Genomic DNA, 21,601 nt, shown 5'->3' on the forward strand with positions numbered 1-21,601 from the left:
CCGTGCTGGCACGGCCGGTGCCATGGGTTCCGGCACTGGCATCGCCACTGGGACGGCGGCTGGCGTCACCGCCACTGGGGCGGGCACCGTCACTGGGACGGGGGCTGGCACCGTCACTGGGACGGCGGCCGGCACCACTTCCGCCACTGGCGGTGGTAGCCGCGCATGACCGCGGACCGTGACGCGCCGAACCGGGCGCGGTCCACAACCTGAGACCGGGGCCGTCGCCCTGCGGTGCTCCGCGGGGCGGCGGCCTCATCCATGCCCGCCGCTACCTGGGCCATCAGGGCCGGGTCAGGCCGGGTAGGCGTGGGTCTCGGTAGCCTTGACGGAGGCCCAGACACGCCGGCCGGGGGCCAGATCCAGGTCGGCGACGGCGGCGGGGGTGACGTCGGCGAAGGCGCTGATCGGCCCGTCGAGGTGGATGCGGATGTTGTCGCCGTGGCGTTCGACGCCGTCGATCACGGCCTCCCAGAGGTTGCGCGGGCTTCCGTCGGGCCTGGAGAGGTAGAGCGCGACGGCGGAGGGTGCGAAGGCGACGAAGGCGGGGCCGTCGAGGCGTTCGGCGACGCTGAACTGGACGCCCTCGACCGTGACCCGCGGGCCGTCGGCGTGGCCTCGGTAAAGGTTGAGCCCGACCAGGCGGGCGACGTAGTCGGTGCGCGGGCGGCGGCCCACCTCGCCCGGCGCCCCCTGCTGGACGACGGAGCCGTTCTCGATGACGACCAGCCGGTCGGCCAGGACCATGGCGTCCAGCGGATCGTGGGTGACCAGGACGGTCGCGCCGTCGAAGTCGGCCAGGTGGCGGCGGAGCTGGGAGCGGATCTCCAGCCGCGTGTGCGCGTCCAGCGCGGCCAGCGGCTCGTCCAGCAGCAGCAGGCGGGGCCGTACGGCGAGTGCCCTGGCCAGGGCGACCCGCTGGGCCTGGCCGCCGGAAAGGTGCCGGGGCTTGGCGGAGGCGTGCTCGGCCAGGCCGACGCGCTCCAGCCACGTGGCGGCGGTGCGGCGGGCCTCGGCGCGTCCCGCGCCCTGGCAGCGCGGCCCGAAGGCGACGTTGTCCAGCGCGGACAGGTGCGGGAAGAGCAGGTAGTCCTGGAAGACCATGCCGACGGGCCGTCGCTCGGCCGGAAGTGTGTGCGTCGGGTGGCCGTCGAGGCTGATGCGGCCCCCCTCGGCCAGCGGCGTGAGCCCGGCGAGGGCGCGCAGCGCGGTGGTCTTGCCCGCGCCGTTCGGGCCGAGCAGGGCGACGACCTCGCCGGCGGCGACCTGGAGCTCGAGGTCGAGGGTGAAGCCGGGCCGGGCGACGACCAGGCGCGCGTCGAGTGCGGTGGGCCGGGTCATGGGCTGTTCACCCACTTGTCGCGCAGGCAGGCCAGGATGATCACGGAGACGGCGAGCAGTACGAGGCTGAGGACGATGGCGGCCTCGGGTTCGGTCTCCAGGGCGAGATAGACGGCGAGCGGCATGGTCTGGGTTCTGCCGGGGAAGTTGCCGGCGAAGGTGATGGTGGCCCCGAACTCGCCCAGCGCGCGGGCCCAGCACAGGACGCCTCCGGCCACGACACCGGGGGCGATGAGGGGCAGGGTGACCCGGCGGAACGCGGTCCAGCGCGAGGCGCCGAGGGTGGCGGCCGCCTCCTCGAACCGCCGGTCGGCCGCGCGCAGCGCGCCCTCGACGCTGATGACGAGGAACGGCATCGCGACGAACGCCTCGGCGACGACGACCCCCGCGGTGGTGAAGGGCAGCGTGACGCCGAAGGCGTCGTCGAGCCACTGGCCGATCAGGCCGCGCCGTCCGAGCACCAGCAGCAACGCGACGCCGCCCACCACCGGCGGCAGCACGAGAGGGACGGTGACCAGCGCGCGGACCAGGCGGCGGCCGGGGAACTCGACGCGGGCGAGGAGCCAGGCCAGCGGCACGCCGAGGATCAGGCACACGGCCGTCGCGGCGGTGGCGGTGAGCAGCGACAGCCGCAGGGCTTCGAGCACCTGCGGCTCGGCCAGCCGCCGGGCCAGCGTGGCCCAGGGGGCGCGTGCCAGCAGCCCGGCGAGCGGCAGCACAAGGAAGGCCATGCCGACGACGGCGGGAACCAGCAGCATCCACGGCACACGACCGGGCACGCCGGACCGCTCAGGACGGCGACGGGTGTCGCCCTGAGCGGTCGGCGGGGTGGACCGGGTGGACAGTGTCACGGCGTTCTCAGGGGGCGTCGAACCCGGCCTTGGTCAGCACGTCCCTGCCCTGCGGCGACAGCACCAGGTCGACGAACTCCTTGGCCAGGTCACCGGCGGGCGCCTTGGTCAGCGCCGCGATCGGGTAGTCGTTGATCGCCTTCTCGGCCTCGGGGAAGGAGATGCCCTGGACCTTGTCCCCGGCCGCGATCACGTCGGTCTTGTAGACGAGGGCGGCGTCGACCTCGCCCAGCTCGACCTTGGTCAGCGTGGCCTTGACGTCCTGCTCCAGCGTGACGGGGGTGACCGTGAGCCCGGCCGCGTCCAGCGCCTTGACGGCGGCCGCTCCGCACGGGACCTGCTCCGCGCAGAGCGCGACCTTGGTCTTCGGGTCGGCCAGGTCCTTCAGTCCGTTCACCTTGGCCGGGTTGCCGGCCGGTACGGCGATCTCCAGCCTGTTGCGGACGAACGTGGTCGGTTGGCCGGCCAGGGAGGCGTCGGTGACGGTCTTCATCGTCGCCGGGCTGGCGGCGGCGAACACGTCGGCGGGGGCGTCCTGGGTGATCTGCTGGGCCAGCGTGGCGCTGGAGCCGAAGTTGAACTTCACCGTCGTGCCGGGGTGGGCCGCCTCGAAGGCCGTGCCCAGCTCGGTGAACGTGCCGGTGAGCGAGGCGGCGGCGAACACGGTCAGCGTCTTGGCCGCGCCTCCGGAGGAGGCGGGCGCGGAGGTGTCCGCGGTGCCGGAGCCGCAGCCGGTCAGGCCGGCGGCGAGGACGAGGGCGAGGGGGGCCGCGACGGCCCATCGGAAGAGACGCCTTGACAAGGGGGGCTCCTTACTGGCTCACAACGCGTGTGCTGTCCGGGATCTCCACGACGACGTTGGTGGACTTGATCACGGCGACCGCGACCACGCCCGGTTCGAGGCCGAGTTCGTCGGCGGCCTGGCGGCTCATCAGCGACACCACCCGGTACGGCCCAGCCGCGATCTCCACCTGGGCCATCACCGCGTCCTTGATCACCTCGGTCACGATCCCGCGGAAGCGGTTGCGGGCCGAGGAGTGACCCGAGCTGTTCTCGTCCTCGATCTGGCCGCGCGCGAAGGCGGCCAGATCCCGGCCGTCCACCTGGCGGTGGCCGTGCTCGTCCCGCTGGGCGGCGAGCCGGCCGGAGTCCACCCAGCGGCGCACGGTGTCCGCGCTGACACCGAGCAGAACGGCGGCCTCACTGATCCGGAACGTCGTCACGAACAATCACCATACCTTCGCACATTCCAGCATGAACACCATATTGTCCTTGCAATAGCGACACCACGGCTGGCGCTCCCATCGCACCCGCGCAGTCCCTCACGACCATCGACCGGGACCTGATCACCCACCACCGCGCTGCGACCGCGCACCGCCGAGTCTCACCAGATGCTGCACCGGTTCGCCCGCGGCGGGCCCGAGCACCCCCACCTACCAGGCCATCGAAGAACTCGGCCGCGTGATGCGCACCATCATCATCTGCGGCTGCCTCGCTGACGAGCTGCCGCGAGATCAACGAAGGCCTGAAAGCGCCACGGAGAAACTGGAACAGCGCGAGCAAAGACATCTTCTACGGCAAGGCCGGCGACCTGGCCGGAGACGACCGCGAGCACGTGGAGGCTCGTACGGATATCGGCTCACTGGTCAGCGCACGGCTTTGAGCAGCAGGTCCTGAAGGGATTTCTGCTCCTCGTAGGACAAACCGGCCAGCGGCGAGCCCTGGGACAGAATTTTGATCAGTTGCTCGCGCAGGGCGCCGCCCTGCGCGGTCAGGGCGAGTCGCTTGGCTCTGCGGTCGTGGGGATGGGCCTGCCGCTCGATGATGCCCTGCTTCTCCAGACGGTCGGCGATGTAGGTCACGTTGGACGGCTCGCACCCCATCCGCAGCGCGAGTTCCCGCATCGTCATCGGACCGGTCAGCTCACGTAGCGCGACCGCTTGTGGCCCGGTCAGCTCAAGCTCGACCACGCGCCGGCGGACGTGGTCGTCGATGCGTCGTGCCAGCTCCGCCACCAGTCCGCAGATCTCCCGCTCGGCGGCCAAGTCGCGCACCTCGCCACTGTCCATGCCTCCATCCTAGCAACTGCCTCAAGCTAGGACATTTGCAGTTTGAATAATTCAAGCTTTAAGGTCTTGCTCATGCGGAACTCAACCACTCCACTGCGGCTGGGGATTCTCGGAGCCGGTCCGATCGGCCGGGCGATCGGCCGCTTCTGGATCGACGCCGGCCACCACGTGACGTTCGGCGTCCGCACGCCGGAAAAGCTCCTCGCCTTCACCGGCGAGCTGGGGCCCCGGGCCGAGGCCGCGTCGCTGGAGCAGGCCGCGGCCACCGCCGACATCGTCCTGAACGCGCTCAACTACCAGGCCGTCGACGAGGTCCTGGCGGCCACGGCCGCGCACCTGGCAGGGAAGATCGTCATCGACGCGAGCAATCCCATGGGAGTCTCCGCGGACGGACGGATCATCTCGACACTCGCCTCGGGCCTGACCGGGGGAACCCGCACCGCCCAGCGCCTGCCGCAGTCGACGATCGTCCGGGCCTTCTCCCACGTGATGGACGAGTCCCTCGCCTACCGGGGATCCGCCCAGCCGGGCTTCTGGGCCATGGCGGTCGCCGGCGACGATCCTGAGGCCAGCGGAATCGTTCATGCTCTGGTACGAGCCACCGGCTTCGTCCCTGTTCACATCGGCGCCCTCGCCGAGTCGGCGCCCTTGGACCCCGGCGGTGTTCTGTTCCCCCACATGTTCACCCCGGCCGACCTGACCGCTCAGATCTCGGCGGTCCTGGCGCCTGCCCCCGTCGCCGTCCCCAGCTGATGTCAGGCACGACGCCTGGCCGACCCGCCTCAGCGTCCGAGGGAGGAGCCGGCCAGGCATCGCCGGCTGCGGTCCCGATTATCAGCAATCACCCAGCGAAGGAGTCAGTTATGCCGGGAGCAGTGGTCATCGGAGCCGGTCCAGGGATCGGCCGGTCGGTCGCCCGCCGATTCGCACGCCAGGGCCTGCCGATCGCCCTGATCGCACGGAGCGCCGGAACACTCGCCGACGCGGCCGAGGCGGTTTCCGCCTCCGGCGTGCCCATCGTCTCGCTGACCGCCGACAGCGCCGATGAGACGGCGCTGCGTGCTGCCCTCGACGCGGCGTCCGATGAGCTCGGCCTCCCCGACGTCGTGGTCTACAACGCGGCGATCATCCAGGCGGACACGCCCGGACAGCTGCCGGCGCGCGCCCAGTTGGACGCCTGGGCGGTCAACGTGGTCGGCGCGCTCACCGCCGCCGCCCACATCGCGCCCGCGATGGCGCGGCGCGGGAGTGGTTCGTTCATCATCACCGGCGGCATGCCCGAGCCGAAATCGCAATATGTCAGTCTCTCGCTCGGCAAGGCCGGAGTGCGAACGCTGGTGGACCTGCTCGACCAGGAATACGGGCCCTCCGGAGTCCACGTGGCCAGCGTCACCGTCGACGGCCCCGTCGCTCCGGGTACGGCCTTCGACCCCGATGACATCGCCGAACACTACTGGCGGCTGCACACCCAGCCGCGACAGCAATGGCAACGGGAAGTCCTCCACAGCGGCCGCAGCGTCCCCGCTGGGGAAGGCGTCACGGTCGGCGCCACCTCAGACGCCGGCGGCGACCAGCGTTGACCGGCGTCACGGGAACCGGGCGCCCGGACGCAGACACGGAACGCACCGCGTACGGCGTCATCGCCGAGCTACTGGACCGCTGGCGGCGCGCCATTCGGGGGGCGGCGACCTGTCGCCGCCCCCGAGCGGGTCTGTGCGATCAGTGCCGCAGCTCCGTGGGCAGTGAGAGGTAGAGGCGGGTGCCCCGCGGCCGGTAGCCGACACGCTCATAGACGCGGCGGGAGCCGTCGCCGGAGTACTCCAACCACACCGAGGCGGCCCCCTGGACGAACATCGCTCCGGTCAGCGCGGCGGTCACCGCGCCGGCGATGCCGCGGCCGCGGTAGGCCGGACGGGTTCCGACGCCGGACAGCTCGGCGGTGTCCTCGGCCGGCGGAGAGCAGGACGCCCCGCCGGCACAGCCGCCGTCCGGGGCGCGGACGAAGCGCACGGCACCACCGCTCTGCTGGGTCCGCCGCAGCAGGGCGACACCCTGCGGGGAGGAGGCGAAGGGTCCGCCGAATGCCTCCCCGAGCGCGGCGTCGAGCGCGGCGTACTCCTCGTCGGTGGCCGGGGTCTCCACACGCGGTGCGTCGGTGAGGTGAGGGGCCGTCAGCGTGCTCGGGGTGCAGACGAGGTACTCGTGCACGGCCTCGGTGCCGAAGCCCGCCGCCCGCAGCGCGGGCGCCACGGCAGGTGCGGCCTGCGGTGCGAACTCCAGCCGCGGCAGCAGGCCACGCTCCCGGAAGGACGTGATCAGGGCCGCGACGTCCCGCTCGGTCGGCTCTGCGCCGGGCAGCGGGGTCGCGTAGTTGAGGTAGGGGCTGTCGGTGTCGGGGTTGAAGCCCGCGACGAAGCCGCCGATCTCAACGACCACGGGGCGGCGGCGGAGGTTGGCGACGGCAAAGCTCTGGACCTGGATGTCCATGGTGGGTTGACCTCACGAAGTCTCACGATGAGCCCGAGGCGAACTCGGGCAGGGCGAACCGGCGGTGCGTTCGGCACCGAATCATGGGGCCGCCATGCGCGACAGGCTGAGGCTGCTGGGAAGCGGGCGCTCAGTGCCGGTGGCGGCCGCTGGGGGACGCCGAGGTCATTGGCTGTCGTTCCTCACCGTGAGTCCGTCTGCGAGATCGCAGAGCGTGCGCCACTCTTCCACGGCCGGCGGGGGCGAGCAAGTGCTTTCTCTGCGTCTCGGCTGTCCCGGCCCGCTGTCACGCGCCACGCGGATGCGCTCGGGCGGGATCCACGGCTCCTGCGGCTGGCCTCCGCTTCCGCCATTGCGCTGGACCCGCCCGTGTTTAGGTCAACGGAACCAGCCTGGCCAGTTCCCCACGGGACGAGACGCCCAGCTTGGGGAAGGCCTTGTACAGGTGGTAGGCGACCGTGCGCGGGCTCAGGAACAGCTGCGCGCCGATCTCGCGGTTGGAGGCTCCCGTGACAGCCAGCCGTACCACCTGGAGCTCCTGGGGGTCAGCGCCGCCAGCGGGTCGCCGGCCGGGCCGTGGAGCGCCTCGTCGACCCGGGCCTGCTCCACCTGACGGCCGTACAGCATGCCACTCCTCAGTAGTAAGAACGCATCAACTCGGTCGCCCAGACCGGCTGTACGACCTCACCCTGCGGACCGAATTCGACCATGTAAGGCTTCAGGTCGAGAACCGGGGTGCCGTCGATGGCGTCGAGGCCGCGCACGCGTATGTCGAGGCCGTCCACGCCGAGCAGGCGGCAGCGGGAGACGCCCAGCCGGTTGGGGCGGTTCTTGCCGCGCTGCGCGAAGATTCCCACCAGCGGCCAGTCCGGATTGCCCCGGGGCCGGCGCGCGGCCGTCTGCACGGAATCCGCATCCACGAGGTGGAACTGGAAGACCACTTCCAGGTGCGAGAACGTGTCCAGGCCGGCCAGGGACTCCGGCCCGAAACGATTCCCGTCCAGGCGGATCACCGCCTCCTCTGCGTTCCAGCCGTCGTCATACGCCTCGGCGCGTCCGCCGATCACGGTTCCCACCGAGTGCAGTTCTATAGTCATGGCCGTGACTTTACGGCGGTCGGCTCGCCCTCCGAATCCGTCACGATGACTGGTCTGTTCCGCGCCGGGCGTCATGAGGGGTCGCCACTCCCCCGGCCGCGCGGGCTCGCGGTGGGGTGAAAACCGGTCGCCGGGAGGGGGCGCGGGGGCACAGGATGACCCCCATGTCGTTGCGCTTCCACGAGATCGCCGAGGACCGGAACCGGATCCTCAACCCGCTCACCCACGACAAGATGGCCCTGCTCGCCGAGATCTGCGGTGTCTCGCCGGGCGTACGGCAGCTCGACCTTGCCTGCGGGAAGGGCGAGATGCTGTGCCGGTGGGCCGCCGACCACGGAGCGGAGGGCGTCGGCGTCGACATCAGCGACGTCTTCCTCTCCGCCGCCCACGAGCGCGCCGAGGAGCTGGGCGTGGCCGACCGAGTCCGGTTCGAACGGGGCGACGCCGGGGCCTACGCCGTCGAGCCCGGGGCGTACGACATCGTCTCCTGCATCGGCGCCACCTGGATCGGCGGCGGCCTCGCGGGCACGCTCGACCTGATGCGTCCCGGGCTGCGCGACGGTGGTCTGCTGCTGGTCGGCGAGCCGTACTGGATCTCGCCGCCTCCGGCGGAGGCGTGTGCGGCGCTCCAGGTGGAGGCCGCGTCGTTCGGGACGCTGCCCGAGACGCTGGACCGGTTCGAGGCCGCCGGGGTCGAGCTGATCGAGATGGTGCTGGCCGACCAGGACAGCTGGGATCGCTACATGGCTCCGCAGTGGTGGGCGCTCAGCGACTGGCTGCGTGCCAATCCCGGCGACCCGGAGGCGGCGGAGGTGCGCGCCTTCCTGGAGCGCTCCCGCCGTTCCCACCTCGCGTACGGCCGGCGGCACCTGGGATGGGGCGTGTTCGTCGTCCGCCCGTGCTGAGCGCCTGCGGCGGATAAACCGGTCGCCTCCGGCGCGCGGCGGGCTCTAGGGTCCGGCCGTGACTCCTTTCGACGACTCCGCCATCGAGCGGTTCGCGGCCGACGGGTTCCTCAAGGTCGAGGAGGCGTTCCCGCGCGAGACGGGCGAGCGCGCCCTGGCCCTGCTATGGGAGCGCCTCGGCCTGTCGCCGGAACGCCCGCAGGAGTGGACCCGCCCGGTGGTGTGGGTGGAGCCGAGCGGGGAGGGGGCGCTGGGCGAGGTGATGCACGCCGCCCGCCTCACCGACGCGCTCGATCTGGTCGCGGGTGCGGGCGGCTGGGTGCCGCGCCCGGTGATCGGGATGACCCCGGTGCGCTTCCCCCATCCGGAGGACTCCGGCGACGCCGGGTGGCACATCGACCAGAACGTCCCGGGTCCGGACGACGCCTGGGGCGTGGTGACCGACCGGTCGCACACCTTCCTTCTCCTGCTCCTGTTCTCCGAGGTAGGCCCGGACGACGCGCCCACCCGCCTGCGCGTGGGCTCCCACCGGGACGCGGCGCGGGTGCTGGAGCCGTACGGCGAGGGCGGCCTGCCGTTCTTCGAGTCGGGGCCGATCCTGGACGAGGCGACCGCGCACCGGCCGGAGGCGCTCGCCACGGGGGTGCCGGGCGACGCCTACATCTGCCACCCGTTCCTGGTCCACGCGGCCCAGCGGCATCGCGGGAGTCGGCCCCGGTTCATGTCGCAGGTCCCGATGTTCCTGCGGACGCCGCTCAGCCCGGGCGGCTCCACGCCGCTCGACCAGGTGACGCGGGGCGGTCGATCGTGACCGTTTCATCCGGCTTCGGGGGCATCGTGGCGGTTCGTCGGACCACTGTTAGGATCGCCCGATGAAGATCAGAAAGGGCGGCCCGGACGACGTTCCGGCCATGCTCGGCATGTTCGACAGCGCGGTGGCCTGGCTGGCCGAGCAGGGGCGCACCGGCCAGTGGGGCAGCACGCCGTTCTCCACCGACGCGGCCAGGATCGAGAGCGTCACCCGCCGGGCGTCGGAGGGTGACATGCGCATCGCCGAGATCGACGGTGAGCCGGCCGGCAGCATCGTGGTGGGCCCCGCCATGCCGTACGTGACCCCCGCGCCGGAGCCGGAGTTGTACGTGCAGATGCTTGTGATCGACCGCCGGTTCTCCGGCCGGGGTGTGGGCTCCGCCCTGCTCGGCTGGGCCCGCGAGGAGGCGGCCCGGCTCGGCGTGGGCCTGCTGCGGGTCGACTGCTACGCCGGGGACGACGGCAGGCTCGTCAGGTACTACGAGAGCGTGGGGTTCTCCCGCACCGTCGAGTTCGTCGTCGGCGAGTGGCCCGGCCAGGTTCTGGAGATGCGGATCTCCCCCGCGGACTCCTGACGACGTCCGGCCTCCGCTGACCGTTCGCGGGCGGGCCGGCCGGGGCCGGAAGAAAACAGTTGCCAGGCGACATCCTCCGCGTGAAGGATGTCGCCATGATCAGGGTCGAGTCGCTGACGAAGGTCTTCCGCCGCCCGCACACCTTCAGCGGCCCCCTCGGCCCCCTGCGCACCCTCCTGACCCGCCGATACGACGAGCGGACCGCCGTGGACGGCGTCAGCTTCGAGATCTCCGCCGGCGAGATCGTCGGCTATCTCGGCCCGAACGGCGCGGGCAAATCCACCACGGTGAAGATGCTGACCGGCATCCTCACCCCCACCAGCGGCCTGATCGAGGTGGACGGCCGGGTCCCGTGGCGGGACCGGGAGGCCAACGCCAGAGCGGTCGGCGTGGTCTTCGGCCAGCGCAGCCAGCTTTGGTGGGACCTGCCGCTGATCGACTCGCTGCGCCTGGTCGGCGACCTGTACGACGTACCCTCCGCCCGTTTCACCGGATCGCTGCGCCGCATGTGCGACCTGCTCGGGCTCGACGACTTCCTGAACACCCCGGTCCGCCAGCTCAGCCTCGGCCAGCGGATGCGCGGCGACCTGGCGGCGGCGATGCTGTACGACCCGCCCATCCTTTACCTGGACGAGCCGACCGTCGGCCTCGACGTCATGGCCAAGCAGGCGGTGCGGGAGTTCATCGCCGAGACCAACCGGCTCGGCCGCACCACCGTCGTGCTGACCACGCACGACCTGGCCGACGTCGAGGCGCTGTGCGAGCGGATCATCCTCATCGACAAGGGCCGGGTGCTGTACGACGGCGGCATCGACGATCTCGTCACGGCCTACGCGCCGCCGCGGCGGCTGGTGGTCGAGCTGGCCGACGACGAGACCCGCACATTCGAGATCGCCGCCGGACGGCCGATCCCCGAGCTGATCGCCCAGGTCGCGGCCGAGCACCCCATCCGCGACCTGTCGATCCGGGAGCCCGACCTGGAGAGCGTGATCACCCGCATCTACGCCGAGAGCGAGCGATGATCCGCCCGCTGGCCGGGATGGCCCGCGTCGGGATGCGCTTTCAGTTCGCCTACCGCAGCGACGTGATCATGAGTGTGGTGGCGCTGGTCGCGCAGGTGTTCCTGCTGCGCATGGTCTGGACGTCCCTGTACAGCGGCCGGGAGTCTGACCCCCGGGGGCTCACCCTGGAGGCGCTGCTGGCCTACCTGAGCCTGGCCAACCTCCAGGCGTTCGTCACCACCCCGATCATCCCGATCATTGCGCATTTCCGGATCCGCACCGGCACGGTGTTCTTCGACCTGTCCCGGCCGACCGGTTATCTGCCCCAGATGGCCGCGTTCCAGGCCGGGCACACCGCCGGAGGGCTGCTGATGCTCGCCCCGGCGATCCCGGTGGTGCTGCTGGTCGGCACGATCACTCCCACCGAGCACCCGATCGGCTACGCGGTGACGCTGGCGCTCGGCTACGTCATCTCGGTGATGATGTCGCTGCTCATCTGCGTGATCGGCTTCTGGACGCTGGAGACGGGGGCGATCTCGCTGCTGTACCGGCTGGTCAGCCACTTCTTCGCCGGGACGATGGTGCCGCTGTCGTTCTTCCCCGGGGCGCTCGGCGTCCTGGCCGACGCCCTGCCGTTCAAGTACATGGGCTACGTCCCGGCGGCCGTCTACGTGGGGCAGCTCTCGGGCGGGCAGATCGGCCAGGCGGTGGCCGTCGAGATCGGGTGGATCGCGGCGCTGGCAGGGGTGCTGTGGGCGATATGGCGGCGGGCCCACCACAGGGTGGTGATCCAGGGTGGCTGAGGTCGTGCGCGCGCTGCGCCTGTACTGGCGGTTGCAGCGTGCAGCCATGCGCGGCGCGCTGCAGTACCGGCTGAATCTGGTGATCGGCATCGCCGCCGGGGTGGCCTACCAGGGCAGTGGCTTCGCCTTCGTGTGGGTCGTCATGCACACGTTCCCGGCGGTCGGCGGCTGGAGCTTGCGGGAGATCGCGTTCCTGTACGGCATGCGCCTGACCGCGCACGCGCTCTACGTCCTGCCGTTCAGCAGTCTCATCGGCCTGGACTGGCTGGTTCGCGAGGGAGAGCTGGACCGGGTGCTGCTGCGTCCGCTCAACCCGCTCGTCCAGATCATGGCCAAGCGCCTGGGCGTGGGACAGCTCGGCGACCTGCTGGCGGGGCTGGTCCTCCTGGTGGTGGCGTTGCCGCCGCTGGGGCCGGCCTCGATCCTGTTCTGCCTGGCGGCCGTCGTGGGCGGGGCGCTGGTGGAGGCGGCCGTGTCGCTGGCGTTGGCGTCGCTGGCGCTGCGCACGTGGAACACGCTGGGGGTGCGGGCGTTCGCCGACGACCTGTTCAGCAAGTTCGGGTCGTATCCCATGAGCGTCTTCGGCGGCGCCGCCCAGTGGGCGCTGACGTTCGTGCTGCCCGTGGCGTTTGTGGCGTACGTGCCGGCGAGCGTGCTGCTGGACCGGACCGGCGAGCTGAACGTGCCCGCGCCGGTGGCGTACGGGAGTCCTCTGCTGGGGGTGACGCTGTTCGCCCTCGCCTACCGGATCTGGTCCCGCCAGCTCCGGCACTACCAGAGCACGGGAACATGATCGGCCCCCGAGGACGTCTGCCAGCGGATAATCCACGACGGATCGGATTGTTATGCTGCGGCTATGACCGCCATGGCGCCGACCCGTACCGAACCGGACCTGTCGTACCTGCTCGACCACACCGGCCACGTCCTGCGGACCCGGATGGCCGCCGCGCTCGCCGAGATCGGGCTGACCGCGCGGATGCACTGCGTGCTGGTCCACGCGCTGGAAGAGGAGCGCACCCAGATCCAGCTCGCCGAGATCGGCGACATGGACAAGACCACGATGGTCGTCACGGTGGACGCCCTGGAGGAGGCGGGCCTCGCCGAGCGCCGCCCCTCCAGCACCGATCGGCGCGCCCGCATCATCGCGGTCACCGAGGAGGGTGCACGGGTCGCCCGGCACAGCCAGGAGATCGTGGACCGGGTCCACGCGGAGGCGCTGGCCGCGCTGCCGGAAGGCGAGCGCGAGGTCCTGGTCCGCGCGCTGAACCGGCTCGCCGACGGTCACCTGGCCGCGCCCGTGGAGAGCCCCCAGCCGGTACGGCGGGCCCGCCAGCGCGGAAAGTAGAACCGAAAAAGATAGTCCGCAACCCAGGTCGACCCGGTAGAGGTTCCGGTAGCGGCGGCGAAAGATCCAACGGAAACGCCGCCAGCCTGCAATATCTCCGCTTCAGTCCACGTCGACGTCGTCGAGATGGCGTAGAAGGCGTGAGAGGACGCGAATGCAGGCGGTGATGTCGTTGTCGGTGAGGTCGCCGCCGACCTGGCGGAGCACCGCCCGCTCGCGGTCGAACACGGCGGTGATGGCGGCCCGGCCCTCCCTCGTCAGCCGGATGAGCAAGGACCTCTTGTGCGCCGGATTGGGGACGAACTCGACCAGGCCCCGCGCGGCCGCGTCGTTGACCATGCGCTGCACGAACTGGCGGCTCAGCGCCTGGGCCCGGCCCATCTGGGGGACGGTCATGGGCCCGTTCTCGCGGAGCATGTTGAGTACGGCCCGCACGCCCACCGACAGCCCCTCGATGGGCGCGTCCTGCTCCACTTTGCGATAGGCGCGCCGGTAGAGCGGACCCACGAGGTCGAATACCTCGCTGAGCCGGTCGGTCAGCTCTTCGGAGGCCGGGCCACGGTCTGTCTCGCTCACCCTCCAATAGTGACAGCTCGGTTGTCATCTTGGCCCAATAATGACACCTTAGTTGTCATGAAGAATCAGTTCTGGCTCGACACCGGCACCGGCCGACCCCTCGTCCTGCTGCACGGCGGCTTCGTGGACCACAGCATGTGGGACGACCAGATTTCCTTCTTCTCCTCCCGCTACCGTGTGATCGCCCCCGACGCCCGTGGCCGCGGCCGTTCCGCCAACGCCGCTGAGCCGTACCGGCTCACCGACGACCTCGCCGCGCTACTGCGTCACCTGGGCGTGGGTCCCGCGATCGTGGCGGGAGTATCCATGGGTGCGAGCATCGCGGTCGAGACCGCGCTGGAGCACCCGGAACTGGTCGGCGCCGTGGTCGTCGGCGGCGCGGGAACCGGCGAGCCGTACTTCGCCGACCCCTGGACCACCCGGTCCATGGCGACATGGCACGCGGCGATGGCCGCCGGTGATCTGGAGGCCTCGATCGATGGCTTCATGCTCTTCGCCGCGGGCCCGTATCGCACCGTTGGTGATCTCGATCCCGGCGTCGCCGCCAACCTGCGCCGGATGGCCAGGGCCACCATGTCCAAGCACGCCGTCGGCGAAGCGAACCTGCTCGTTCCAGTGCGCGACACCTGGGAACGCATCCCCAAGATCCACGTACCCGTGCTGGCCATCAACGGCGCCCTCGACTCGCCCGACCATATCGGCATGGCCGAACGCCTCGCCGAAACCGTCACCGACGGCCGCGCGACCTCGATCGACGGCACCGCCCACTACCCCAACATGGAGCGCCCGGACCTCTACAACGACATCCTCGACGACTTCCTGCGCACCGTGTGACCGCAGCACAGGGAGCACTCAACCGGCCCGGTCGGGCAGATGGGGGTGGTGGGTGCTCGACGAAGAGTAGAACCGAGAGAGATAGTCTGCAACGGAACTATCTGCTACGGTCCCTCTTGTTGTCTCGTCTGACAGGAGGGACCTCCCATGTCCACCCCCTCATCGGCCCCCTCATCGGCACCGGCCCGATCGCGGCGGATCGCCCTCGGCGTGATCGCCACCGGGACGCTGATGGTCGTCCTCGACGGCAGCATCGTGACCGTGGCGATGCCCGCCATCCAGAGCGATCTCGGCTTCTCCCCCGCCGGCCTGAGCTGGGTCGTCAACGCGTACCTGATCGCCTTCGGCAGCCTGCTGCTGCTCGCCGGGCGGCTCGGCGACCTGGTCGGCCGCAAACAGATGTTCCTGGCCGGCACCGCGCTCTTCACCGCCGCCTCCGTGCTCGCCGGGGCCGCCACCACGCCCGCCGTGCTGGTGGCCGCCCGATTCCTGCAGGGCGTCGGCAGCGCGATGGCCTCCGCGGTCGGCCTCGGCATCCTGGTGACGCTCTTCACCGAGCCGCGGGAGCGGGCTCGGGCGATCGCCGTCTTCAGCTTCACGGGCGCGGCCGGCGCCTCGATCGGCCAGGTGCTCGGCGGCGTCCTCACCGACGCCCTCGACTGGCACTGGATCTTCTTCATCAACCTGCCGATCGGGCTCGCGACGCTCGCGGCCGGGGCGTACGCGCTGCCGGCGGTGCGCGGGATCGGACTCGCGGCCGGGGCCGACGTCCTCGGCGCCGTCCTGATCACCGCCGGGCTGATGCTCGGGATCTCCACCGTCGTCACCGGCGGGGAGCGCGGCTGGACCTCGGGTGTCACGCTCGGATCCGGCGCCCTCGCTGCCGCGCTGCTCGTCGCGTTCGTCGCCCGCCAGGCCACCGCGCGCTCCCCGCTCATGCCGCTGCGGATCTTCCGCTCCCGCGCCGTCTCGGGAGCCAATCTGGTGCAGGTCCTGATGGTCGCCGCGCTGTTCGCCTTCCAGATCCTCCTCGCCCTGTACCTGCAGAACGTCCTCGGGTACGGCGCGGGCGCGACCGGGCTGGCGATGCTCCCGGCGGCGGCGCTCATCGGCGCCGTGTCGCTCGGCGTCTCGGCGCGGCTCAACGCCCGCTTCGGCGAGCGCAACGTCCTGCTGGTGGGGCTGGTCCTGCTGGTCGGTGTCCTCGGGCTGCTCGCCCGCGTCCCCGTGCACGCGGACTACGTGACCGACCTGCTGCCGGTGATGCTGCTCGCCGCCGGCTTCGGCCTCGCCCTTCCGGCGCTGACCGCGCTCGCCATGTCCGGGGCGGCCGACGGCGACGCGGGCCTCGCCTCCGGGCTGTTCAACACCACGCAGCAGGTCGGCATGGCCATGGGGGTCGCGGTGCTGTCCACGCTGGCGGCCTCCCGTACCGAGGGGCTGCTCGCGGATGGGATGAGCCAGGCCGTCGCGCTGACCGGCGGCTACCGCCTGGCCTTCGCCGTCGGCGCCGGACTACTCGCCGTGGCCTTCGCCGTCGCCCTCGTCGTACTGCGGCGGCCGAGTGAGCGGCCCGGAGAGCCCGTCCCCGCCACCACCCGGACCACGGCCGCCTGACCTCCTCCACGACCACCCGAACTTCACGACCACACGAAAGGCATGTCCCATGAGCGCGACCGAGCACAAGCCGGGCAGCGGACCCGAGCCCCGGGTTCTCACCCAGGAGGAACTGTCACAGGCGTTGGGCGATCAGCAGTTCGGAGTGCTGGCGACTGTCAGGAGCAGCGGCCACCCGCATCTGTCCACCGTCGTCCACCGCTGGAGCCCCGAGGAGCGCGTGGTGCGGATCTCCTCCACGGCCGACCGTCTCAAGGTGCGCCAGTTGCGACGCGATCCGCATGCCGCCCTGCATGTGAGCCCGGATGCCTGGTCGTTCGTCGTCGCCGAGGGCGAGGCGGAGGTGTCCGAGGCGTCGACCGTTCCCGGCGACGCGGTCGGACGGGAGCTGCTGGCCCTGACGCCCGGCTTCGCGGATCCCGCGGACGAGGCGGCCTTCCTTGAGCAGATGGTGGCGGACCGGCGCGTGGTGATCAGGATCCGGGTGTCCCGCCTGTACGGAACGGCGCTGGACATCGCCGCCGAGGGCTGACCATGGCCACGACCAGGGCGGAGGGTTCGCCCGTCCGCGTACGACGGCGGGGGCGAGCGCCGTGGCCAGCCACAGAACGGCCCTGGCCGTCCCCGCTGCGGGGACGGCCAGGGCCGGTGAAGGTCGGACTATCCCTGGGACTGGGGCTGGGACTTCAGGGCGCTGCCCTTCTTCCACTGGCTGTACGGCATCTGCCAGAAACCCCAGCCGTTGTTCCACTCGAGCGCGCGGGTGGTTCCGACGATCTTGACGACGTCGCCCCGGTGGAAGTTCTGGTAGTACCACTTGGCCTGCGTCGGGTGGGCGTTGATGCAGCCGTGGCTGACGTTGGCCCGGCCCTGGGAGCCGACCGACCACGGGGCGCTGTGCACGTACTCGCCGCTGCTGGAGATGCGGACCGCGTGGTCGACGATCTCCTTGTAGTAGCCGGGCTCGCCCTCCTTCTTACCCGGGGAGATCATGGTGACCGGATTACCGCGTTCCATGGTCAGATGGACGCCGCTGGTGGTCGTGTACTCGCGGGTGGTGCCGTTGCCCGCACTGATCTTCATGGTCTGCACGGTCTTGCCGTCGCGCTTGACCACCATCATGTGCGTCTTGATGTTGACGTAGCTGACCCACTCCGCGCCGATCTTGATCTTGGCGGTGTGGTCCTCGACGCCGTACATCTCCGGGCCGCCCTTGACGCCGGCGAGGTGGGCGGTGAACGTGACGGTCTGGTGCGCGGGCCAGAACTTGGCGGGCCGATAGATGGCCAGCCTGTCGTTGATCCACCGCCAGGCGCCGGGGACCGGCTTCTGCGCCTTCACCTCAAGGGCGGCCTCGACCGCCGCCTTGTCCTGCACGGCCTGGTTGAACGTCACCATGATGGGCATGCCGACGCCGACCGTCTCGCCCTTGACTCCCGGGGTCACGTCGGCGACCGCGAGCTCGATCTTGGGCTTCATGGTGGTGAAATCACTCGTGGCGGTCGCGGGTCCCCCGTCGCCGTTCGCCTTGGCCGACACCGTGTAGTTGGTGGACGGTTTCAACGGCTGCTTGGAGATCCACTTGGTGCGGGTCTTGTTGAACGCCCCCTCGACCTGCTCCCCGTCGGTCTCCAGGGTGACCTCTTCAAGCGAGCCGTTCGCCGCGGTGACGACGACGGTCTTGTCCGGGCGCACCGTCGCGCTGCCCTCGGTCGGACTTATCTTGATCGTGGGCGCGGCGGCCGCGGTCGCTCCGGTGTCGCCGGAGCCGTCGGTTCCCGAAGCGCCCCCTGCGCCCGAGCCCCCGGAACAAGCGGACAACACGACGGCCGTGGCGGCGGCGAGGCCGACGAGTGGCAATCTCATGCGCGTGTTAGTGGTCAACGCAAACGTCTCCCCCATGATGGCAAAGTGCAACACAAGACTCTATTAGGACCAACTCCACCCGTAGTCGTTCTTTTGGAGAGTTAGGTCACACTTTCGTTACGTAATACCCTGAACTTAGTTCTATCCGAGTAAAGTGCGCGTCAAACCAAAAGCATGATCATCGTCAATATGGCGCGACACTTCGGCGCCGGCCGCAATGTGCGGCACCCATGATGGACGGATGGCCTCCGATTCCCAGATCGCGCTGACCCGGCTGGCCGGGCTGCTCGCCGACGGCACCCGCGCCGCGTTCTGCCTCGCGCTCCTCGACGGGCGGGCCTGGACGGCCGGCGAGCTGGCCCGGCACGCGGGCGTCGCCCCATCCACCGCCAGCGAGCACCTCTCGCGCCTGGTCGCCGGAGGCGTGCTGGCCGAGGAGCACCAGGGGCGCCACCGCTACGTACGGCTCGCCGACCCGGTCGTGGCGCAGCTGATCGAGGACATGGCGGCGCACGACCCGCCCGCGAGCTCGCCGCCCGGGACCCTGCGCGTCGCCGGCGCGCGCCGCGCGCTGGCCTTCGCCCGCACCTGCTACGACCACATGGCCGGGCGGCTCGGAGTCGCGGTCGCCGACGCTCTGTCCGGCCACGGCCTGCTCGAACGGCGGACGGGCTTCGCCTTCACCGAGGCCGGGACGTCCTGGCTGGAGGACGTGCTCGGCGGCCTGCCCGGCACCACCGGCCGGCGACCGCTCGCCCGGCAGTGCCTGGACTGGACCGAGCGCCGCCCGCACCTGGCCGGGACGGCCGGGGCCGCCCTCTGCCGCCACGCGCTCGACCAGGGATGGGTCACCCGCATCGGCTCGGGGCGCGCCCTGACCGTCGGCCCGGCCGGAGCCGAGGCGTTCTCCCGCCTGCTGGGCATCGACGTCGCGGCGCTGCGGCTCTCCCTCGACGACGGCGGCGGCACGTAGCCGCCGGGCTCACAGCAGGCGGTGGGTCAGCCCGGTGTGCCGCCTGCCCGCCCCCTTGGTGCGTACGGCCTGGCCGAGGGCGCGCCGGGAGCCGATGATGACCACGAGCTTCTTGGCCCTGGTGATCGCGGTGTAGAGCAGGTTGCGCTGCAGCATCATCCACGCGCTGGTCGCGAGGGGGATGACCACGGCCGGATACTCGCTGCCCTGCGAGCGGTGGATGCTCACCGCGTACGCGTGGGCCAGCTCGTCCAGTTCGTCGAAGGAGTAGTCGACGTTCTCGTCCTCGTCGGTCAGGACGGTGAGCTTGCTCTCCTCCGGCGTGATGCCGGTGACGACGCCGACGGTGCCGTTGAACACGCCTGCGGCACCCTTGTCGTAGTTGTTGCGGAGCTGCGTGACCTTGTCGCCCACGCGGAACACCCGCCCGCCGTACCGGCGTTCGGGCATGCCCTCGCGCGCGGGGGTGAGCGCCTCCTGCAGCGCGATGTTCAGCGCGCCCGCCCCGGCCGCGCCCCGGTGCATCGGCGCGAGCACCTGCACGTCGCGGCGCGGATTGAGCCCGAACTTCGCCGGAATGCGGCGGGCGACGACGTCCACGGTGAGCGCGGCGATTTCTTCCGGCTCTTCGCATGGGAAAAGAAAGAAGTCAGGGAATTCGCGCACGAGAGGCGATTGGCCGGTATTCACCCGGTGCGCATTGACGACAACGCCGGACTGCTGCGCCTGCCGGAAGATCTGGGTGAGCCGCACCCTAGGGATGTCGGGCGCGGCCAGCAGGTCGCGCAGCACCTCGCCCGCGCCGACCGAGGGCAACTGGTCGACGTCGCCGACGAAGAGCAGGTGCGCGCCGGGCGCGACGGCCTTGACGAGCTTGTTGGCCAGCAGCAGGTCGAGCATGGACGCCTCGTCCACCACGACCAGGTCGGCGTCCAGCGGGTTGTCCCGGTCGAAGGTGGCGTCGCCGCCCGGCCGGAGCTGCAGCAGGCGGTGCACGGTGGTCGCCTCGTGGCCGGTCAGCTCCGCCAGCCGCTTGGCCGCCCGGCCGGTCGGCGCGGCGAGGATGACCTTGGCGCGCTTGGCCCTGGCGAGCGTGACGATCGAGCGCACCGTGAAGCTCTTGCCGCAGCCCGGTCCCCCGGTCAGCACGGCGACCCGTTCGGTCAGCGCCAGCCGTACGGCCTGGGCCTGCTCGGGGGCGAGTTCGGCGCCGGTCTTGCCGTGCAGCCAGTCCAGCGCGACCGGCCAGTCCACCTCCTCGAACGCGCGCAGCCGGTTTCCGGAGGTGGTGAGCAGGCCGCGCAGCGTCGCGGCGAGTGACGCCTCGGCCCGCTGGAACGGCACCAGGTAGATCGCGGGCACCGTGCCCTCGGCCGCCGGGATCTCCTCCCGGACGACGCTCGCCTCGCGGGAGTCGTCCGCGGTCAGCTCATCCAGGCAGGTGGTGACCAGCTCGGCCGAGACGTCGAGGATCTTCACGGCGTCGGTGACCAGGTTGGGCGCGGGCAGGTAGCAGTGGCCGTCGTCGGCGGCCTGGGACAACGTGTAGCGCAGGCCCGCCTTGACCCGCTCCGGGCTGTCGTGCGGGATGCCGACCGCCTGCGCGATCGTGTCGGCGGTCTTGAACCCGATGCCCCACACGTCGTCGGCGAGCCGGTAGGGCTCCTTGCGTACCACCTCGATCGAGCTGTCGCCGTACTGCTTGAAGATGCGGACCGCGATCGAGGTCGAGACGCCGACTCCCTGCAGGAAGATCATCACCTCTTTGATGATCTTTTGTTCCTCCCAGGCGGCGGCGATCATCTTGGTGCGCTTGGGGCCGAGTCCCGGCACCTCCACCAGCCGGCCGGGCTCCTCCTCGATCACCCGCAGGGTGTCGGTGCCGAAGTGGTCCACGATCCGCTCGGCCATCTTGGGGCCGATCCCCTTGATCAGCCCCGAGCCGAGGTAGCGCTGGATGCCCTGGACGGTCGCCGGCAGCACGGTGGTGTACGACCACACCTCGAACTGCTTGCCGTACCGGGGGTGGGAGGTCCACCGGCCGGTGAGGCTCAGGGACTCGCCCACCTGGGCGCCCAGCAACGGCCCCACCACGGTGAGCAGCTCGTTTCCTGAGCGCTCGGTCGCCACCCGGGCGATGGTGTAGCCGGTCTCCTCGTTGGCGTAGGTGATCCGTTCCAGAACCGCCGAAAGACAGGTACCGGAGCCACCAGATGCCTCGGGGTTCACACCGTCACCTCCATACCGAACACCCGGGGCAAGCCTAGGCCAGGAGTCCGGCAATGAAACACCAGTGATCACCTTTGCGAGCCCGGCCAGGCCGGCCGCCCGTTCGGGGTATCTATGGGGCTTGGCCTGACTGCCGGCCTTCTTATCCCTGCCGGGCGGCACGCCATCGGGGGCCTGTGCGGGGCCGGGCCCCGGACGCTCCCGCCGTGCGGCCGGCGCGGC

General features: G+C 70.9%; 23 protein-coding genes and 1 pseudogene. 13 read left to right on the plus strand and 11 right to left on the minus strand.

From position 1 onward, the window contains the following. Positions 1-294: 294 nt before the first annotated feature. The 5 genes from ACQP1V_RS21280 to ACQP1V_RS21300 all read right to left on the minus strand — a co-directional run bounded on the left by ACQP1V_RS21280 (position 295) and on the right by ACQP1V_RS21300 (position 4,261). Positions 295-1,341 (minus strand): ABC transporter ATP-binding protein, encoded by a 1,047-nt coding sequence (locus ACQP1V_RS21280; protein WP_433425601.1) that lies wholly within the window; start codon positions 1,339-1,341, stop codon positions 295-297. Continuing rightward, complete coding sequence (modB, locus tag ACQP1V_RS21285) at positions 1,338-2,099, minus strand: molybdate ABC transporter permease subunit (RefSeq protein ID WP_387409966.1); 762 nt, start codon at positions 2,097-2,099, stop codon at positions 1,338-1,340. The genes ACQP1V_RS21280 and modB overlap by 4 nt, the downstream gene beginning before the upstream one ends. Positions 2,100-2,199: 100 nt before the next feature. Beyond that, positions 2,200-2,994, minus strand: a complete 795-nt coding sequence (gene modA, locus ACQP1V_RS21290; protein ID WP_387409767.1) for a molybdate ABC transporter substrate-binding protein — start codon at positions 2,992-2,994, stop codon at positions 2,200-2,202. A gap of 10 nt (positions 2,995-3,004) precedes the next feature. Then, positions 3,005-3,415 carry a TOBE domain-containing protein gene (locus ACQP1V_RS21295; protein WP_433425603.1) on the minus strand — a complete coding sequence of 137 codons (411 nt, stop codon included), beginning with the start codon at positions 3,413-3,415 and terminating at the stop codon, positions 3,005-3,007. A gap of 423 nt (positions 3,416-3,838) precedes the next feature. Further along, on the minus strand, positions 3,839-4,261 hold the full coding sequence (locus tag ACQP1V_RS21300; protein ID WP_433425605.1) for a MarR family winged helix-turn-helix transcriptional regulator: 423 nt from the start codon (positions 4,259-4,261) through the stop codon (positions 3,839-3,841). Between the two features lie 72 nt (positions 4,262-4,333). Here ACQP1V_RS21300 and ACQP1V_RS21305 point away from each other — a divergent pair, with 72 nt between their 5' ends. After that, a complete protein-coding gene (locus ACQP1V_RS21305; protein ID WP_433425607.1) occupies positions 4,334-5,014 on the plus strand; it encodes an NADPH-dependent F420 reductase in 681 nt (226 codons plus the stop codon). 110 nt (positions 5,015-5,124) lie between these two features. Further along, on the plus strand, positions 5,125-5,841 hold the full coding sequence (locus ACQP1V_RS21310) for an SDR family NAD(P)-dependent oxidoreductase (RefSeq protein ID WP_433425609.1): 717 nt from the start codon (positions 5,125-5,127) through the stop codon (positions 5,839-5,841). A gap of 139 nt (positions 5,842-5,980) precedes the next feature. Here ACQP1V_RS21310 and ACQP1V_RS21315 read toward each other — a convergent pair whose 3' ends face one another. The 3 genes and pseudogenes from ACQP1V_RS21315 to ACQP1V_RS21325 all read right to left on the minus strand — a co-directional run bounded on the left by ACQP1V_RS21315 (position 5,981) and on the right by ACQP1V_RS21325 (position 7,824). Next, positions 5,981-6,748, minus strand: a complete 768-nt coding sequence (locus ACQP1V_RS21315) for a GNAT family N-acetyltransferase (protein WP_433425611.1) — start codon at positions 6,746-6,748, stop codon at positions 5,981-5,983. Positions 6,749-7,121: 373 nt separating this feature from the next. Next, a pseudogene (locus ACQP1V_RS21320) lies at positions 7,122-7,292 on the minus strand (response regulator transcription factor); the annotation flags it as partial. Positions 7,293-7,383: 91 nt separating this feature from the next. Further along, a complete protein-coding gene (locus ACQP1V_RS21325) occupies positions 7,384-7,824 on the minus strand; it encodes an SAM-dependent methyltransferase (protein ID WP_433425613.1) in 441 nt (146 codons plus the stop codon). Positions 7,825-8,009: 185 nt separating this feature from the next. On the opposite strand from ACQP1V_RS21325, the gene ACQP1V_RS21330 reads away from it, so the two are divergent. From ACQP1V_RS21330 to ACQP1V_RS21360, 7 genes are all read left to right on the plus strand, one after another. Next, positions 8,010-8,750, plus strand: a complete 741-nt coding sequence (locus ACQP1V_RS21330; protein ID WP_433425615.1) for an SAM-dependent methyltransferase — start codon at positions 8,010-8,012, stop codon at positions 8,748-8,750. Positions 8,751-8,808: 58 nt separating this feature from the next. Continuing rightward, positions 8,809-9,561 carry a phytanoyl-CoA dioxygenase gene (locus tag ACQP1V_RS21335; protein WP_433425617.1) on the plus strand — a complete coding sequence of 251 codons (753 nt, stop codon included), beginning with the start codon at positions 8,809-8,811 and terminating at the stop codon, positions 9,559-9,561. Positions 9,562-9,622: 61 nt separating this feature from the next. Further along, positions 9,623-10,135 carry a GNAT family N-acetyltransferase gene (locus ACQP1V_RS21340; RefSeq protein ID WP_433425619.1) on the plus strand — a complete coding sequence of 171 codons (513 nt, stop codon included), beginning with the start codon at positions 9,623-9,625 and terminating at the stop codon, positions 10,133-10,135. Positions 10,136-10,230: 95 nt separating this feature from the next. Next, positions 10,231-11,157 (plus strand): ABC transporter ATP-binding protein, encoded by a 927-nt coding sequence (locus ACQP1V_RS21345; RefSeq protein ID WP_433425621.1) that lies wholly within the window; start codon positions 10,231-10,233, stop codon positions 11,155-11,157. Beyond that, entirely contained in the window at positions 11,154-11,939 is a 786-nt protein-coding gene (locus ACQP1V_RS21350; RefSeq protein WP_433425623.1) for an ABC transporter permease, read from the plus strand. Before ACQP1V_RS21345 ends, ACQP1V_RS21350 begins: the two co-directional genes overlap by 4 nt. Beyond that, positions 11,932-12,732, plus strand: coding sequence for an ABC transporter permease (locus ACQP1V_RS21355; protein WP_433425626.1), 801 nt, complete (start codon positions 11,932-11,934; stop codon positions 12,730-12,732). The genes ACQP1V_RS21350 and ACQP1V_RS21355 overlap by 8 nt, the downstream gene beginning before the upstream one ends. A gap of 63 nt (positions 12,733-12,795) precedes the next feature. Next, entirely contained in the window at positions 12,796-13,284 is a 489-nt protein-coding gene (locus tag ACQP1V_RS21360; RefSeq protein WP_433425628.1) for a MarR family winged helix-turn-helix transcriptional regulator, read from the plus strand. Between the two features lie 102 nt (positions 13,285-13,386). Here ACQP1V_RS21360 and ACQP1V_RS21365 read toward each other — a convergent pair whose 3' ends face one another. After that, positions 13,387-13,860, minus strand: coding sequence for a MarR family winged helix-turn-helix transcriptional regulator (locus ACQP1V_RS21365; RefSeq protein WP_433425630.1), 474 nt, complete (start codon positions 13,858-13,860; stop codon positions 13,387-13,389). A 57-nt stretch (positions 13,861-13,917) separates the two neighbouring features. On the opposite strand from ACQP1V_RS21365, the gene ACQP1V_RS21370 reads away from it, so the two are divergent. The 3 genes from ACQP1V_RS21370 (at position 13,918) to ACQP1V_RS21380 (ending at position 16,843) form a co-directional block, all read left to right on the plus strand. Beyond that, the gene (locus ACQP1V_RS21370; RefSeq protein ID WP_433425632.1) at positions 13,918-14,694 is read left to right on the plus strand and encodes an alpha/beta fold hydrolase; all 777 of its coding nucleotides are present in this window, start codon (positions 13,918-13,920) and stop codon (positions 14,692-14,694) included. 147 nt (positions 14,695-14,841) lie between these two features. Further along, complete coding sequence (locus ACQP1V_RS21375; RefSeq protein ID WP_433425634.1) at positions 14,842-16,311, plus strand: MFS transporter; 1,470 nt, start codon at positions 14,842-14,844, stop codon at positions 16,309-16,311. Positions 16,312-16,360: 49 nt separating this feature from the next. Then, the gene (locus ACQP1V_RS21380) at positions 16,361-16,843 is read left to right on the plus strand and encodes a TIGR03618 family F420-dependent PPOX class oxidoreductase (protein WP_433425636.1); all 483 of its coding nucleotides are present in this window, start codon (positions 16,361-16,363) and stop codon (positions 16,841-16,843) included. A gap of 128 nt (positions 16,844-16,971) precedes the next feature. Here ACQP1V_RS21380 and ACQP1V_RS21385 read toward each other — a convergent pair whose 3' ends face one another. Next, positions 16,972-18,177: an Ig-like domain-containing protein gene (locus tag ACQP1V_RS21385; protein ID WP_433425638.1), complete on the minus strand. Its 1,206-nt coding sequence runs from the start codon at positions 18,175-18,177 to the stop codon at positions 16,972-16,974. 241 nt (positions 18,178-18,418) lie between these two features. On the opposite strand from ACQP1V_RS21385, the gene ACQP1V_RS21390 reads away from it, so the two are divergent. Continuing rightward, the gene (locus tag ACQP1V_RS21390; RefSeq protein ID WP_433425640.1) at positions 18,419-19,150 is read left to right on the plus strand and encodes an ArsR/SmtB family transcription factor; all 732 of its coding nucleotides are present in this window, start codon (positions 18,419-18,421) and stop codon (positions 19,148-19,150) included. A gap of 9 nt (positions 19,151-19,159) precedes the next feature. Here ACQP1V_RS21390 and recD2 read toward each other — a convergent pair whose 3' ends face one another. Further along, positions 19,160-21,379 carry an SF1B family DNA helicase RecD2 gene (gene recD2, locus ACQP1V_RS21395; protein WP_433425642.1) on the minus strand — a complete coding sequence of 740 codons (2,220 nt, stop codon included), beginning with the start codon at positions 21,377-21,379 and terminating at the stop codon, positions 19,160-19,162. Positions 21,380-21,601 lie beyond the last annotated feature (222 nt).

The organism is Microtetraspora malaysiensis (assembly GCF_050947145.1).
Taxonomy (GTDB): domain Bacteria; phylum Actinomycetota; class Actinomycetes; order Streptosporangiales; family Streptosporangiaceae; genus Microtetraspora_A; species Microtetraspora_A malaysiensis.

Bases quoted from the DNA above. Each gene is read 5' to 3' on its own strand.
- ACQP1V_RS21330 (WP_433425615.1), top strand. From the start codon at position 8,010: ATGTCGTTGCGCTTCCACGAGATCGCCGAGGACCGGAACCGGATCCTC.
- ACQP1V_RS21300 (WP_433425605.1), bottom strand. From the start codon at position 4,261: ATGGACAGTGGCGAGGTGCGCGACTTGGCCGCCGAGCGGGAGATCTGC.
- ACQP1V_RS21390 (WP_433425640.1), top strand. From the start codon at position 18,419: ATGGCCTCCGATTCCCAGATCGCGCTGACCCGGCTGGCCGGGCTGCTC.
- ACQP1V_RS21345 (WP_433425621.1), top strand. From the start codon at position 10,231: ATGATCAGGGTCGAGTCGCTGACGAAGGTCTTCCGCCGCCCGCACACC.
- ACQP1V_RS21340 (WP_433425619.1), top strand. From the start codon at position 9,623: ATGAAGATCAGAAAGGGCGGCCCGGACGACGTTCCGGCCATGCTCGGC.
- ACQP1V_RS21310 (WP_433425609.1), top strand. From the start codon at position 5,125: ATGCCGGGAGCAGTGGTCATCGGAGCCGGTCCAGGGATCGGCCGGTCG.
- ACQP1V_RS21385 (WP_433425638.1), bottom strand. From the start codon at position 18,177: ATGAGATTGCCACTCGTCGGCCTCGCCGCCGCCACGGCCGTCGTGTTG.
- ACQP1V_RS21380 (WP_433425636.1), top strand. From the start codon at position 16,361: ATGAGCGCGACCGAGCACAAGCCGGGCAGCGGACCCGAGCCCCGGGTT.
- ACQP1V_RS21370 (WP_433425632.1), top strand. From the start codon at position 13,918: ATGAAGAATCAGTTCTGGCTCGACACCGGCACCGGCCGACCCCTCGTC.
- ACQP1V_RS21350 (WP_433425623.1), top strand. From the start codon at position 11,154: ATGATCCGCCCGCTGGCCGGGATGGCCCGCGTCGGGATGCGCTTTCAG.
- ACQP1V_RS21315 (WP_433425611.1), bottom strand. From the start codon at position 6,748: ATGGACATCCAGGTCCAGAGCTTTGCCGTCGCCAACCTCCGCCGCCGC.
- modB (WP_387409966.1), bottom strand. From the start codon at position 2,099: ATGCTGCTGGTTCCCGCCGTCGTCGGCATGGCCTTCCTTGTGCTGCCG.
- ACQP1V_RS21360 (WP_433425628.1), top strand. From the start codon at position 12,796: ATGACCGCCATGGCGCCGACCCGTACCGAACCGGACCTGTCGTACCTG.
- ACQP1V_RS21280 (WP_433425601.1), bottom strand. From the start codon at position 1,341: ATGACCCGGCCCACCGCACTCGACGCGCGCCTGGTCGTCGCCCGGCCC.
- ACQP1V_RS21375 (WP_433425634.1), top strand. From the start codon at position 14,842: ATGTCCACCCCCTCATCGGCCCCCTCATCGGCACCGGCCCGATCGCGG.
- ACQP1V_RS21305 (WP_433425607.1), top strand. From the start codon at position 4,334: ATGCGGAACTCAACCACTCCACTGCGGCTGGGGATTCTCGGAGCCGGT.